Source organism: Dysgonomonas reticulitermitis, from assembly GCF_054601275.1.
Genome location: NZ_BAAHWU010000063.1, coordinates 1 through 14,882 on the forward strand (window position 1 = coordinate 1; position 14,882 = coordinate 14,882).

The 14,882-nt window shown below is 38.0% G+C and carries 18 protein-coding genes; 13 read left to right on the plus strand and 5 right to left on the minus strand.

What is annotated here, in order from left to right; genetic code table 11:
• Positions 1-214: 214 nt before the first annotated feature.
• Positions 215-781 (plus strand): elongation factor P, encoded by a 567-nt coding sequence (gene efp / locus ACYPZI_RS14290; protein WP_459602764.1) that lies wholly within the window; start codon positions 215-217, stop codon positions 779-781.
• Between the two features lie 149 nt (positions 782-930).
• A complete protein-coding gene (radC, locus tag ACYPZI_RS14295) occupies positions 931-1,629 on the plus strand; it encodes a RadC family protein (RefSeq protein WP_459602766.1) in 699 nt (232 codons plus the stop codon).
• 144 nt (positions 1,630-1,773) lie between these two features.
• On the opposite strand, the gene ACYPZI_RS14300 is transcribed toward radC, so the two are convergent.
• Entirely contained in the window at positions 1,774-2,235 is a 462-nt protein-coding gene (locus ACYPZI_RS14300; protein ID WP_459602768.1) for a hypothetical protein, read from the minus strand.
• Here ACYPZI_RS14300 and ACYPZI_RS14305 point away from each other — a divergent pair.
• From ACYPZI_RS14305 to ACYPZI_RS14340, 8 genes are all read left to right on the plus strand, one after another.
• The gene (locus tag ACYPZI_RS14305; protein ID WP_459602769.1) at positions 2,234-2,398 is read left to right on the plus strand and encodes a hypothetical protein; all 165 of its coding nucleotides are present in this window, start codon (positions 2,234-2,236) and stop codon (positions 2,396-2,398) included. The genes ACYPZI_RS14300 and ACYPZI_RS14305 overlap by 2 nt on opposite strands.
• Before the next feature lie 240 nt (positions 2,399-2,638).
• Entirely contained in the window at positions 2,639-2,953 is a 315-nt protein-coding gene (locus tag ACYPZI_RS14310) for a metal-sulfur cluster assembly factor (protein ID WP_459602770.1), read from the plus strand.
• Positions 2,954-3,000: 47 nt separating this feature from the next.
• Positions 3,001-3,771: a UDP-2,3-diacylglucosamine diphosphatase gene (locus tag ACYPZI_RS14315; RefSeq protein WP_459602790.1), complete on the plus strand. Its 771-nt coding sequence runs from the start codon at positions 3,001-3,003 to the stop codon at positions 3,769-3,771.
• 48 nt (positions 3,772-3,819) lie between these two features.
• A complete protein-coding gene (locus ACYPZI_RS14320) occupies positions 3,820-4,167 on the plus strand; it encodes a CidA/LrgA family protein (RefSeq protein WP_459602771.1) in 348 nt (115 codons plus the stop codon).
• A complete protein-coding gene (locus ACYPZI_RS14325) occupies positions 4,164-4,856 on the plus strand; it encodes an LrgB family protein (RefSeq protein WP_459602772.1) in 693 nt (230 codons plus the stop codon). The genes ACYPZI_RS14320 and ACYPZI_RS14325 overlap by 4 nt, the downstream gene beginning before the upstream one ends.
• Positions 4,857-5,098: 242 nt before the next feature.
• Positions 5,099-5,314, plus strand: coding sequence for a hypothetical protein (locus ACYPZI_RS14330; RefSeq protein ID WP_459602774.1), 216 nt, complete (start codon positions 5,099-5,101; stop codon positions 5,312-5,314).
• Between the two features lie 5 nt (positions 5,315-5,319).
• Complete coding sequence (locus ACYPZI_RS14335; RefSeq protein WP_459602792.1) at positions 5,320-5,754, plus strand: nucleoside deaminase; 435 nt, start codon at positions 5,320-5,322, stop codon at positions 5,752-5,754.
• A 125-nt stretch (positions 5,755-5,879) separates the two neighbouring features.
• Positions 5,880-6,701 (plus strand): NigD-like protein, encoded by an 822-nt coding sequence (locus ACYPZI_RS14340; RefSeq protein WP_459602776.1) that lies wholly within the window; start codon positions 5,880-5,882, stop codon positions 6,699-6,701.
• Here the strand turns inward: ACYPZI_RS14340 and ACYPZI_RS14345 are convergent.
• Positions 6,641-7,642, minus strand: coding sequence for a hypothetical protein (locus ACYPZI_RS14345; RefSeq protein WP_459602778.1), 1,002 nt, complete (start codon positions 7,640-7,642; stop codon positions 6,641-6,643). The genes ACYPZI_RS14340 and ACYPZI_RS14345 overlap by 61 nt on opposite strands.
• Positions 7,643-7,645: 3 nt before the next feature.
• Entirely contained in the window at positions 7,646-8,917 is a 1,272-nt protein-coding gene (gene purD, locus ACYPZI_RS14350) for a phosphoribosylamine--glycine ligase (protein ID WP_459602780.1), read from the minus strand.
• A 107-nt stretch (positions 8,918-9,024) separates the two neighbouring features.
• On the opposite strand from purD, the gene ACYPZI_RS14355 reads away from it, so the two are divergent.
• On the plus strand, positions 9,025-9,789 hold the full coding sequence (locus tag ACYPZI_RS14355; protein ID WP_459602782.1) for a tRNA threonylcarbamoyladenosine dehydratase: 765 nt from the start codon (positions 9,025-9,027) through the stop codon (positions 9,787-9,789).
• Between the two features lie 52 nt (positions 9,790-9,841).
• Positions 9,842-10,273 (plus strand): hypothetical protein, encoded by a 432-nt coding sequence (locus ACYPZI_RS14360; RefSeq protein WP_459602784.1) that lies wholly within the window; start codon positions 9,842-9,844, stop codon positions 10,271-10,273.
• Positions 10,274-10,409: 136 nt separating this feature from the next.
• On the opposite strand, the gene ACYPZI_RS14365 is transcribed toward ACYPZI_RS14360, so the two are convergent.
• Both ACYPZI_RS14365 and ACYPZI_RS14370 read right to left on the minus strand, forming a co-directional pair.
• Complete coding sequence (locus ACYPZI_RS14365) at positions 10,410-12,422, minus strand: alpha amylase C-terminal domain-containing protein (protein WP_459602794.1); 2,013 nt, start codon at positions 12,420-12,422, stop codon at positions 10,410-10,412.
• A 94-nt stretch (positions 12,423-12,516) separates the two neighbouring features.
• Positions 12,517-12,975: a NanQ anomerase/TabA/YiaL family protein gene (locus ACYPZI_RS14370; RefSeq protein WP_459602786.1), complete on the minus strand. Its 459-nt coding sequence runs from the start codon at positions 12,973-12,975 to the stop codon at positions 12,517-12,519.
• 1,180 nt (positions 12,976-14,155) lie between these two features.
• Between ACYPZI_RS14370 and ACYPZI_RS14375 the strand changes: the two genes are divergently transcribed.
• Positions 14,156-14,707 (plus strand): transposase family protein, encoded by a 552-nt coding sequence (locus ACYPZI_RS14375; protein WP_459602788.1) that lies wholly within the window; start codon positions 14,156-14,158, stop codon positions 14,705-14,707.
• Positions 14,708-14,882: the final 175 nt, after the last annotated feature.

Consider the following 14,882-nt stretch of genomic DNA (forward strand, 5'->3'; position numbering starts at 1 on the left):
TTGATTTTATATTTATCTTTGATCTGGGTTATCGGTGAGGTACTCATATATCTACTTTTTTGAATTTGCAAATACAAAAATACACCTGTAACCCTTCTTTTACAATACCGTTGCAACAAAGTCATTTCAAGTTGTTGATAGACAATTATTGACAGGTAACTGTAATTTATTATCTTTGCAACTCAAATTTTTAATCAAAAATAAAATAAAACCAATGGCAACTACAGCAGATATAAGAAATGGAATGTGCATCGACATAGAAGGACAATACTATGTTATAATAGAATTTCTACATGTTAAACCGGGAAAAGGAGCAGCTTTTGTCCGTACAAAAATGAGAAGCGTTACTACCGGACGTGTTCTTGAAAGAACATTCAATGCCGGAGTAAAACTGGATGAGGTACGTATAGAAAGACGCCCTTATCAGTTCCTTTATCAGGACGATATGGGATACAATTTCATGAATACCGAAACTTTCGAACAAATATCTCTGGCCGGCGAAATGATTGAAGGCGTGGCTTTCCTTAAAGAAGGCGATATGGTGGAAGTACAGGTGCATGCCGAAACCGAAACTGTATTGACAGCAGAAATGCCTCAAAACGTTATCCTTCAGATCACATATACTGAACCGGGAATGAAAGGTGATACTGCGACCAACACGTTGAAACCTGCTACAGTGGAAACGGGAGCCGAAGTTCGTGTGCCGCTGTTTATCAATGAAGGCGATAAGATTAAGATCAATACGAAAGACGGTTCGTATGTAGAAAGAGTGAAGAACTAACGAATTTCAAGATTATTCACTACTAACTACTTGCTACTAACATTGTCATAAATATTAGAGCCTCATAGCGATCAAACGTTATGAGGTTTTCTATTAGTGAACAACAAATATTTCTATATTTGCAGCTTAACGCTAAACTGAAATTCCTCATGGAAAATAAAATAAAACTAAACATTAAAGATCTTGCTGAAGAAGACCGCCCACGAGAGAAAATGTTACTCAAAGGGGTAGGCTCTTTATCCGACGCCGAATTGCTGGGTATTCTTATCGCTTCGGGAAATAAAGATGAAACAGCGGTGGAACTGGCTCAGCGCATACTTCATAGTGTATCAAATAATCTGAACACTTTGGGCAAACTCACAATCAAAGACCTTATCAAGAACTTCAAAGGGATAGGTGAAGCTAAGGCTATAACCATTATTGCGGCTTTAGAATTAGGACGGAGACGAAAATTATCCGAAGTTGAAGTTCAACCTCAAATTACATCCAGTGAAGATGTTTATCAAATCCTGCATCCTGTTCTGGCAGACCTGAAACACGAAGAAGTATGGGCGCTGCTGCTAAACAGGGCAAATAAAGTAATGAAAAAGATACAGGTAAGTAAAGGTGGAATAACAGGTACGGTAGTCGACATCCGTATGATAATGAAAGAGGCTATAGATTCGCTTGCATCCGCCATCATTTTGTGTCACAATCACCCTTCGGGAAATGCCAATCCGAGCGGGGATGATAATAATATAACCCGCAAACTGAGAGACGCAGGGCAAATACTGGATATCAAACTTCTCGATCATGTGATAATCTGCGATCACTCTTATTATAGTTATGCAGATAAAGGGCAGTTGTAAATGAAAAAGAAAGTGTGTCAAAAGATGGAACTCTCGTCATTGCGAATTTTTTCATAATAATTCTGATTAAAAAAGTGGTTAATACTTGAACTGTCTAACGAAGATAAATGGTTAAGAGTGCAATAAACTTGCACCGCATCTAAATTAATATAAAATATAAGTAAGTATAGTTAGTGTTAAATTAAAGGTACCATGCAGTATTGTCGTTTTAATTACAGCTTGCCATGTACCTTCCCTTTTTTGTACTTGTAGATAGTAATTGACCAATACCCCTGTACCCAAAGTAAAAACAATAGACAATAGTATATTATCCTGACGCGCATGTATTCCATGAAACGCTGAGAAAAAAACAGATAGAATGACCAATACCAGATAGTAATTTCTAATTCTCACAAAATCCAATATAAGCTTTGGAATAAACTGAAATATAAAAGTTTCTGTTATTGGCACGATAATAGCACCTAATAAAAATTTCATATGGATAGGAATATCCCATTTTATACTTTTATTTGGATCGCCAAGAGATATTTCGATTGATGCGCATATCAACATCAATATATAGTGGATAAAGAAAAACCGGATTTTATATATTCTTACATAGTACATGACAAAAAATATTGCAAAATCTTATATTGCCCTTACAGGGCGCGGTTTCAGGGGATTTCGTTTTCCCACCCAAGGCGTTGCCATTGGGCTATATTATGTAGCCCTTTCAGGGCATCGTGGAAAGAAACAGGCTGAAAGCCTGATATATTCCAGCCCGGGGTAACACCCCGGTGAGATGACAAACTAGGGAACCGCGCCCTGTAAGGGCAACATAATAAGTCTTTTAAATGTATATAAAATATTTTTTGTCATGTACTATGCCTGTCTGTTACAAATATAAAAGATATCCCCTATATCCGTGTGTATTATATCTAAGTTATTTCGTATTTTTGTTGCTGAAATTAGAAAGGTTATAAACTATCCTCGCTATACAGATGTTTATAACGAACAAAAAAGATATTTTATGAGCGGATTACTAGAATTGGAAGGTAAGATTGTAAACATGCTTAAAACTGTTTACGATCCTGAAATACCTGTTAATATATACGATCTGGGGTTGATATACGAAGTAGATATAGATGACAGTAACAACGTAACCATAACTATGACCCTGACTGCGCCTAACTGTCCGGCAGCCGACTTCATCCTCGAAGATGTAAGGTACAAAGTCGAATCGGTACAAGGGGTAAACAATGTAGTTGTAAATCTTACATTCGAACCTCAATGGAACAAGGACATGCTTAGCGAAGAAGCTAAACTTGAACTTGGATTTTTATAAAAGCCAAAAACGTGGGTAAAAAAGTTTACTTCTTATCGGATGTTCACATGGGTTCTGCCTATCACAACAAAAATGTGGATAAGCAGCACCAAATGACATTGCCTTCAGTAAAAATAAATGAAAGTTATTTTCCTCAGCACGAAGTGGAGCGGAAGCTTTGCCGTTGGTTGGATAGGGTAAAACAAGATGCTTCGGCAATCTACCTGCTTGGCGATATATTTGATTATTGGTTCGAATACAAGAATGTAGTACCCCGTGGCTTTGTCCGGTTTCTTGGCAAAATAGCGGAAATAACCGATCTGGGTATCGAAGTACATTTCTTTATAGGCAATCACGATATTTGGGTAACTGATTATCTGCAAAAAGAGTGCGGGATGATTGTTCATCTGCAACCTCTTGTAAAAGAAATATATGGAAAGAAATTCTTTCTGGCACATGGAGATGGATTAGGTGATGATTCTACCTCCTTTAAGGTGTTGCGTAAGATTTTCCATAGTAAGCTCTGCCGTATAGCATATGCTGCCATTCATCCCCGGTGGACTGTCGGTTTTGCGCAGCGGTGGTCGAATCACAATCGCGATAATGACGAAATGCCTCCTTATTTTGGGGAGGACAAAGAACATTTGGTACTTTTTGCTAAAGATCACTTGAAAAAAGCCCCCGGTTTCAACTTTTTCATCTTTGGGCATCGGCACATTATGCTCGACCTTATGCTATCTTCAACAAGCAGGGTAGTCATATTAGGCGATTGGATCAATTTCTTCTCTTATGGTGTCTTCGATGGAGAGAATTTCTCATTGGAGATATTTGAAGAATAAATCAAGCCACAAGCAAAAATATATCTACCTCTAAATAAGTTTGTACATATGAAAATGGTAAAAGGTATCTTTATCATTCTTTCGTTCTATTTTCTGGGACAAGCTGTCAGCTATTTGATAGATGGTTTCGTGCCGGGAAATATCATCGGGATGATCCTCCTGTTCCTCAGTCTCTACTTCAAAGCCATTAGTCCCGATAGCGTAAAAGACGTTTCCAATAGTCTTACCCGCAATATGGCTATTTTCTTCATACCTGCCGGAGCCGGAATATTAGGATCGTATGGAATCATCAGCAAATTCTGGATGTCTATTCTAGTCGTATGCTCTGTGAGTACGGTATTGGTTATTGCAGTCGTAGCAGTTATTCAACAACAAATGGAAAAAAGGAAAAAATGAAAGCTTTGTTTGAATCCACAGAATTTATACTTCTGCTCATATTCGGTAGCTACCTGTTTGGTCAATGGGTTTTCAAAAAAACGCGGATAGGTATTTTTCATCCTATGATCATATCCATTGCCATTATAATAGCTTTTCTGAAAATTACCGATATGCCTTATCAGACATTCGAGCAAGGAAGCCGGTTTGTCAGTTTCCTGTTAGGTCCATCCGTGGTGGCTTTAGGTTATATCCTTTATGAGCAGTTAGCTTACCTGAAGGGCAATGTAGTATCTATTCTTACATCCGTATTTATAGGAAGTCTGGTAGGTATCATGAGTGTTATATTGCTGGCTAAACTGACAGGAGCCGATCAGATGTTGATCCACAGCCTTGAGCCTAAATCTGTCACCATGCCTATTGCGATGAGCATAGCTGAACAGTCGGGAGGAAATGTGTCACTAACTGCTGTTATTGTCTTGTCTTGCGGAATATTCGGAAGCATTATAGGCCCTCCCATACTCCGGTTTTTAGGTATTCAAAGCAGTATAGCAAAAGGTTTGGCTATGGGTGCTTCCGCCCATGGAGTAGGCACGGCCAAAGCAATGGAGATGGGCGTGCTCGAAGGTGCTTTGAGTGGTTTGGCCATCGGATTAATGGGCGTAACGACTGCATTGCTAATCCCGGTTATCCATCAATTATTTTCGTAGCATAACTTCTTAATTATGCGAATCAGTAGTTAAAGAGTAGTAAGTAATAAGTTTTAAGTTATAAGTAGTGAGTGCTCAGAACTTATAACTTAAAACTTAAAACTTAAAACTCAGAACTTTTTAACTTCCAAGTTGCTAAGCAACTGATAACTACTTGACTACTTTTACTACTGATTAACATTAATTATTATTTTCTGCCAAAATGCTTTCACATATTGGGATAAGTCCTTACTTTTGTAGTAATGAAACTCAAAAAGAAAGGTATACAGAGCAACAGGACCAAGCATCTTCTTTTCTCCCTGAACGATGAGGAGTATGCTCTTATATCCTCTTATATTAAGAAATACAAAATCGAAAACCGTTCCCGTTGGTGTCGGGAAACTATTATTGCACACGTATTAAAAAATCTGGAACAAGATTATCCTACCCTCTTCGGAGAAAATGAGATGCGCCGATGACCTCTATTCTGAACGATGAATATTACATGCGCCAGGCTTTGAATGAAGCCGGGATTGCTTTTGATAAAAATGAGGTTCCCATAGGCGCCGTCGTTGTATGTCAAGGGAAAATAATAGCCAGAGCTCATAATCTTACCGAAACACTTAACGATGTTACCGCGCATGCGGAAATGCAGGCGATTACTGCTGCCGCAAATGTATTAGGAGGAAAATACCTGACGGATTGTACGCTGTATGTTACTCTCGAACCGTGCCCGATGTGTGCAGGTGGATTGTTTTGGTCACAGATTTCAAAAATAGTTTATGGAGTCCAAGATCCCAAAAAGGGATATTCTTTCTTTTCGCCAACTATATTACACCCTAAGACGATTGTAAACTACGGTGTTCTGGGAGATGAGTGCCTCTCTTTATTAAAAGAATTTTTCAAACAGAGACGATAGTTTTTGGCTTCAATGTTAAAAATATATGCTTTAACATTTATTTGTATCTATGAATGCAGCACTATAGCCTTTTTTCAAGTCTAATATAAATAAGTCATCGACGTTTTAATAAGACAAATAGATTCATGAAAAAATATATAAGAACAATTTTATTCTTAATGCTATCTGTTTTTTTTTCGCTGGGATTTTCGTCATGTAATGCTGACGACGGATATTCTCTCGACAAATACTGGCGATCTGTAGCGACGGTAAATAAAATAGGAGATAATACTTACGATTTTACCTTAGACAGTGGCGAAAAACTTTGGGTAGCGGAGCCTGTTGGGCTCAATCTGCAACCTAAATACAAAAGAGCCATAATTGATTATACAATTTTGTCAGACGAACAAGATGGATACGATCATTATGTCAAACTAAACGGATTTTACGATGTATTGACTAAAGATATTATCTATATTGCTCCCGGTGACAAGATAAAACAAGATAGTATAGGCCATAATCCTATCAAAGTATATTCTATATGGGAAGGCGGAGATTATCTGAATATTTCTTTCGGATTCAATACCGGCGGAAGTGAAAGTCACATGATCAACCTTGTATCTGCTGACCCCGGCCTTTCCGGAGGTGAAGATATTGTAAAATTAGAATTCAGACATAATCAAAAAGGTGACCCCGAACATTACCCATCAAAAGGCTATGTCTCTTTCAGCCTGATACCTTATAAGATATCCGGCAGGGACAAGGTTACTATTGAGCTTGCATGGAAAGACTTTGGCGGAGAAACAAAGACATACAAGATCGAATATAAATATAATAAGACTACTGAAGTAAAAGAGAAGACATTTGAAGAATACCGAAATATGCTAACGATACTGATTTTCACGGATTATAAAATCTCATTAAAAGAGAATACACCAACCGTAAAAAGTAGTAATATAAAGATATAAAATAAAATCGCTCCGCTTTTTTTATCCACAAGAGCAAAAAAATGAGAGAGCAATAGTGACGCGGTACCGACAGCTATATATAAATTTGCATCCGGATTAATATTTAAAAACAGAAAAAATAAGATTGCAATAATCGTAATAATGCTCAATAACGACAAATAGGCTCGTACTCTAACTTTATCTTTATAACTATTAATGTAGTTACTCCCTATTATTAAGCCCAATAAGATTATAAAGAAAGACAATCCTCCCCATAAAATATAATCAAATTGCAAAAGAGGTAAAATATTTAGATACTGTATCGAGAGATAAGGTTTTAAAAATAAATCCAGGTGATCCGAAAAAATGTAAAATGAAAAGGCCGGGAAATAAATAATTAAAGCCCCTAAAATAGCTGCAAAAAATGATTTGAAATTTAAACATCTCATTATCGCTAATGCCACCCATGACAAAGGTATGTAAACAAGCATAACGGGAGAAAATAAACTTCCCAGAGATAAAACAAATGCAACCCTGAAAGCGCCCACAGGTTTTTCGTTTGCATTATACATACTAAAGAATATATTTATTACAAGTAATAAACATAATACAGAAACATAGCCTGGCGACATTTGCATAAATATCGGGTGACAACTGAAAAGAAGTGTAATAATGGCCGGAGGCAACATTGTGCGCCTTCTTATTAGCACATGAGCGGTATTGATATGCCCAACCAGTAAGGCTAGTATGACGACAATAGCGCTGCTTCCGATTAAAGACACGAAAGGATTTTCGAAAAGAGGGATAAGAAGTTGCCACAAATATCCGTCAGAAACCGGCAAAGGAATATTTTCTGTAGAAAAGTAGAAAATGAGCCGAATGACAATTGCGACAAGGATGGAAAAGATTAAAATACCTTTACCTTCCGCTATATTATTTTTATAAAATCGTAAAAACCTCATTTATTATTTCAGATCAAACCCAATATCTTTTCTGTAGTACTTTTTATCAAACAAAACTTTTTCCGCATTTTTGAAAGATAAAGCCAAAGCTGCATCTTTTGTTTCACCATAAGAGCTTACAGCGATAACCCTGCCTCCGTTTGTCAATACCTTATCTCCGGACAGCTTTGTCCCGGCATGGAAGAGAATACTATCTGTAACAGTATCCAGTCCTGATATTTCCTTGTTTTTCTCATAATCGCCCGGATATCCACCGGATACAAGCATAACTGTTACGGCATAACGATCATCTGTTTCAAGTGCTTTATCTTTTAGAGTTCCGGTCATAATACCCTCGAATAAGGACACTAAATCAGATTTTATGCGCAGCATAACGGCTTCGGTTTCGGGGTCCCCCATTCTGACGTTATATTCAATAACCATTGGCTCGCCTTTAACCTCGATCAAGCCTATAAAAATAAAGCCCTTATATACAATGTGATCTTTCTTCAATCCTTCAACAGTAGGAACAATAATCCTTTCCTCAACCTTTTTCATAAAAGTTTCGTCGGCAAACGAAACCGGAGAAACAGCGCCCATACCTCCGGTATTGAGCCCCGTATCACCTTCTCCTATCCGTTTATAGTCTTTTGCTACCGGAAGGATTTTGTAGGAATCACCATCAGTCAGGACAAATACGGAGCATTCTATTCCAGACAAAAACTCTTCTATTACAACAGTCTTGCTGGCATCACCAAACATTCCGCCAAGCATTTCTTTTAGCTCACGTTTTGCTTCATCCGGATCGTTAATAATCAATACACCTTTTCCCGCGGCTAAACCATCCGCTTTAAGTACATAGGGCGCTTCCAGCTCATCCAGAAAACTATATGCTTCATCCAGTTGATCTATTGTAAAGCTTTTGTAACGTGCTGTCGGGATGTTATGCCTGATCATGAATTGTTTGGCAAAATCTTTACTGCCTTCCAGTTTTGCCCCTTCTTTGGAAGGTCCAATCACAGGAATATGATTAACCTCCTTGTCATTCACAAAGTAGTCGTAAATACCTCTAACTAAAGGTTCTTCGGGGCCAACAACAACTACATCGATCTTATTATCGAGAGTAAATTGTTTTATGGCCGGAAAATCTGTTATCGAAATATCTACATTCTGAGCTATCAAATGGGTGCCTGCATTACCGGGCGCCACATATAGGTTTTCCACCTTCGAGCTTTGTTTGATTTTCCACGCAAGGGCATTTTCGCGCCCGCCACTTCCTAACAATAAGATATTCATAGTCGTTATTCTTTTGAGAAAACAAAGATACATCATTATTTCTCTTAACATAAAATCAAGAATAATTATTGTAAGTTTACAGCCCGAAAAAATAGACTTAAGTTACAATGCTAGAAGAAAAAGGTATTTTTAAACGTGCAGAATTGCTGCTCGGTGTAGATTTGATAAATAAGATAGGTAGTGTGCGCATTATTCTGTTCGGCGTAGGAGGGGTAGGCAGTTGGTGTGCCGAAAGCCTTATTCGTTCAGGAGTAAAGCATCTCACCATTGTTGATTCGGACAAGGTCTGTGAAACAAACATCAATCGTCAGTTGATGGCTACCACCAAAACAATAGGACAAAGGAAAGTTGATGTTTTGAAATCGCGGCTGTCGGATATCAACCCCGATGCCGAAATAAACACAATAGCTGATGTATACAGCGAAGAATCTTCCGAATCTTTTCAACTTGACACATACGATTATATTATTGATGCCATAGACAGCCTGAAGCATAAAGTACATCTGATCCAAACAGCAACCCGTACCAAAGCAAAACTATTTTCATCGATGGGAGCTGCTCTGAAAATGGATCCGACCAGAATAAAAACTGCTGAATTTTGGAAAGTGGCAGGATGCCCGCTTGCAGCGGCTTTACGCCGGAAGATGAAACAAAGCGGACGTCCGTCTAAAAAATTTACGTGCGTGTATAGTGACGAGGTACTCGAAAACAAAGGCTTCAAATATGAAGGAGATGAGTCGAAAAGCTCGGAATTGTTGAAACAAGAGAATCCGAGTGTAAAAGCTCAAACAAACGGTACATTGGTTCATGTTACTGCTGTATTTGGATTTACATTGGCCGGATTAATCATCAAGGATATTTGTAAAGAGTAGTATTTTATTGTATAATTTTCACATCTTTGTAGAAACTAAATTATTCTTAATTATGGAAGATTTGATTATAAATTACGGGCAGCCTTCTAAAGGTATAAGGTGGTTTTCGATAGTATATGCTTCGTTTTTAGTGGTGGCGGGTATTATCTTATGTGTAACGGAAGCAACATACAATTTGAAGTTCTTTCTTTACTTATTTTATGCTCTTACCGGTGCCATTGTGCTTTTGAAAAATACATTATGGATTCCGGCTTCTACTTTAAAAATAACAAATAGTACAATCGAAACTAAGAAAATAAAAATAGACTGGACGGCTGTGAGCAAGGTCAATATCGGACTAGGATATATCGTATTTCTTCTGAATGGAGAGCAGAAGCAACAAAAACTAGATCTATCAGAACTCCTTTATAAGGATATAAAAGAGGTAAAAGGCAGAATCATAGAACTTTGCGAACAGAAAAACATACCATATCATAACGACTAATGGATGTGTGTCAAAAGGTCTTTTACGCGTCATTGCGAGGGCGATATCCCGAAGCAATCCATTAATAATCAACACTCTGGATTGCTTCACTTCGTTCGCAATGACGGGTATTCTATCTTTTGACACACCCTCATTATCAATCCATCTTTTTCAGTACAAAAGCGGTACGCGCCGGAATATATAGTTTGAGCCAGCCTTTACCGTCTTTTTGATATAGTTTATCGGGCATTGTAAAGTGCTCGATAGAATCATCAGTTAACCCGTTTCCTCCAAAATCGGGAGAATCGGTATCCAATACAACCTGGTATTTTCCTTCCGGAGCCAGAAAGCCATAATCGGAAAATGATTGGTTCGGATTAAAATTGAAGACGAAAATGAGACCCTCTCTTTGATAAGCTAATACCTGATCTTCATCCTTATCCCATAGTTTCACGACAGGCGTCTTTTCGAAATGTCTGACGGACGATATAAGAGAGAGCATCGCCTTATCGAAGTCACCCAGATAATGATAGCGAAGATCTTTATTGTCAGCCAGCCACCATTGACGGCGTGCATATTTATGCGACCATCCATTCCCCTCGCGAGGAAAATCAATCCATTCAGGATGGCCGAACTCATTTCCCATGAAGTTGAGATAACCGCCGTTAATTGTGGAAGCCGTTACCAACCGTATCATTTTATGTAAAGCGATACCTCTGTCTGTAGCATACGAGCTACCGTAATGCTTCGACATGTACCAGTACATATCGGAGTCTATGAGTCTGAATATGATTGTTTTATCCCCGACTAAAGCCTGATCGTGGCTTTCGGCATACGATATGGTCTTTTCATCGGTACGCCTGTTTGTCAATTCCCAGAATATTCCGGTCGGATGCCAATCCCTGTCCTCTTTTTCCTTTATTATCTTAATCCAATAGTCCGGGACGTTCATCGCCATCCGGTAATCGAAACCATAGCCGCCGCCGTCTATCGAAGCAGCCAACCCGGGCATGCCGCTTACCTCTTCGGCAATAGTTATCGCATTCGGATTTATTTCATGTATAAGTTTATTTGCCAGGGTCAGATAGCAAATGGCGTCTTCGTCTTCGTTTCCGTTGTAATAATCCTGATATCCGGTGAAATTATCGCCAAGTCCGTGACTGTAATACAGCATTGAAGTTACTCCATCGAAGCGGAAACCGTCAAATTGGTATTCTTCGAGCCAGAATTTACAATTGGATAAAAGAAAGTGCGTTACTTCATTTTTCCCATAGTCAAAAATAAGAGAATCCCAAGCCGGGTGTTCTCGCCGGCTCCCGCTATGAAAATACTGATCATAAGAACCATCGAATCGCCCGAGCCCTTCCGCTTCATTCTTTACGGCGTGTGAATGGACTATATCCATAATCACAGCCAAACCCAAAGAATGGGCGTCATCTATCAGATGCTTTAATTCGTCGGGAGTCCCGAAACGCGATGATGCCGCAAAAAAACCAGATACATGGTATCCGAAAGAACCATAGTATGGGTGCTCCTGAATGGCCATTATCTGTATCGCATTGTATCCGTCTTCTTTGATACGGGGCAATATATTCAATCGGAATTCCTCATAGTTCCCTACTTTTTCGGCCTCACTTGCCATTCCTATATGACACTCGTATATCAATAGAGGGTCTGTCTTTGGCGTAAATTTTTTCTTCTTAAACTGATAAGGGTTTTCAGGATACCAAACCTGAGCGCTGAATATTTTCGTATCTCCATCCTGAACAACGCGTGTCGCCCAAGCCGGAATGCGCTCGGCTTCTCCTCCATCCCAACAAACCATCAACTTGAATAAGTCTCCATGATGAATTTTATCAGGAGGAAGCTCTGTTTCCCATATTCCGTTATCTTTAGATTGAAGCCTGAACCCCTCTGTTTTTTGCCATCCGTTAAAATCTCCAACCATATAGATGTCTGTCGCATTGGGAGCCCACTCTCTAAACACCCATGAGGTCTCCGTTTTGTGCAAACCAAAATAAAGATAACCCGAAGAAAAATCGGAAAGTGATATTTTCCCATTATTGGTCAGGCTGGCTTCTTTTTGCAGCACATAATTATAACGTCCTTCTATAGCCGCCTTGTAAGGTTCCAGCCAAGGGTCGTTTTTAATTAATTTAAGCATGGCAATTATTTTTAAGTTATGAGTTTTAAGTTATGAGTTTTAAGTTCTAAATTCTAAATTCTAATTAGAAGTATAGAGTTTGATATTCTATACATGGAACTCAAAACTCATAACTTAAAACTACTTTCACTACTACTTTTCTTATTTTACCTTCACCTATGCATGGAGCATGCCCGTCTTCCGGAAAGAAAATAGCGAAATCGCCCGGAACAGCAGTAATCAAAGTTGTACCTTTGTCATAAAAGAACTGAATATCTTTCTCTCCATTGAAGGGCTCGCGTTCTTCTTTCAAATCGGCACGGGCTTTCCATCCGTATGTCTCCGGTTTACTTATAGGAAGCTGTATATCAATATATTTATTGTGAACTTCCATTTTTGCATCAGCTTCTATTTTCATATCACTGTCGCTCACCATCAGAAAAAGGTCTTTTCCTTTAAGCTCGGTTTTCCCGACTTCAGCTTTTGAAAAATCTACTGATTTTAAGTAATCGAACGCCTCTTTAAACAACGGGTGAAGCTTCTCATAAGCTTCTGAATTTTTCAGACTGTCCAATATCATATTATTTAGTTTAATGATTATCCGCAAACTTACCACAAAAAACAATGTGAGAAACATGTTTTTAACTAAAATGTAACAAACTTCTACAGTAAATAGTAGTCAGTAGTCAGTAGTTAGTAGTTAGTAGTTAGTAGTTAGTAGTTAGTAGCCAGTCATCAGTCATCAGCCAACAACTCGTACCTCGTATCTCGTCTACTCGTAACTTTTTAACTAAAAAGTAACAAACTTCTACAGTTATCAGTCAACAACTTGTACCTCGTATCTCGTCTACTCGTAACTTTTTAACTAAAAAGTAACAAACTTCTACAGTTATCAGTCAACAACTTGTACCTCGTATCTCGTCTACTCGTAACTTTTTAACTAAAATGTAACAAACTTCTACAGTTATTTTTTAGCCGTTAGCATTGTTTACTTGTAACCTGTAACTCGAAATTTTAACTAAAAAGTAACATTTTCCACATTCATTTTCAAATTTGCTAATTCGCTAATTTGCTAATTTTCTCATTCGCTAATTGTCTATTATAGATAAAACCGGCGCCGGACAATGTTTCACTTTTGGCTTCGCCGATTTTGCCTCGCCTTCGCTTCGGCGATTGATAATTCAATTCACCTTTCATTATTTCATAAACGAAGATAAACTGTATTGGTTACGCATACAAGTTTAGCAAATATAATCGGATTTTGGGTTAATTATCGTCTATTTTATCTCTCGTCTTGCCCGATAGTTTCGGTTTAGAAGTAAATTTTCTTTACTTTTGCATTAAACTATGCAGAAAAATATAATTTAATTGAATATCAGTTAATAAGGAGGGTAAATAAGAGGAATAGGTAATGATTTAGAAACAACCGAGATACCTCGTTCTGCTTTACTTTTCATAGATTCACACACTCTTTCAACAAAGATACACAATGTTTTTTAATACAAAGAAACATCCCTGATTTTCCAAAGGCCAAGCTAATAAGTCGATAAATATATTCTTTATATAACTAATTGTCGGCGATGGTCGGATAATAGCCGAATCATTTTCTCTGGGAATTTAAGGAAACTATATTAAAAGTTATCTAAGTACATGACAAAAAATATATCCAACTGATTTTCAGTGTCATAAGTGATATATCATAAAGAAGACCCTGGTTTTTAGTATCTTGTAAAGAAAAATCACCGGTTTTTCTTTACGATATGCAAAACAAGGTCTCCAGTAAAGATAGAGATTTAGTCTCAGTCTTGTCTTCCCATTTAGGAGGAAAAATCAATTTAGCACACATAAAATTTATCAGCCATTTCATTATGGCTCTATGTAAAGTTCAAACCGTGACCTTTGAGAAGCTGTCAAATGCTTTTCAAACAAGTGCCAAACCTGAATCCTCCCTTAGAAGGGTTCAGCGTTTTATCGCAACCTTCGCTTTAGAGGCGGATCTTATCACAAGGCTCAGATTCAGTATTTTACCTGATAATAAACAAGTCATACTGACTATCGACCGCGCCAACTGGAAGTTCGGGCAGACTGATATAAACATCTTTATGCCGGGTGTTGTCTACCATGGTGTTGCTTTCCCCCTGCTCTTTAAGATGTTACCCAAACGGGGAAACAGTAATACCGATGAGCGCATAGAACTGGTGGACCGTTTTATCCGTCTCTTTGGGGTTGATTGCATCAAAACTTTGATCGTGGACAGGGTCGTCGGCAAACGATGGTTGGATTACCTGAACGGCAAGCATATCAAATATTAACCTGAGTTCCGTTTAAGAAAATCAATAAGAAAGTTGGTAAGTAAGAAGTAATTTTGTATCTTTATAGTTGATAATCAATAAATTAAACAAATATATGAGCTTACTTACCAACGATAAAATTACGGAAATTTTCTGTGCGGCAGACGAATTTTGTAAAGAATATTCACAAGTTATT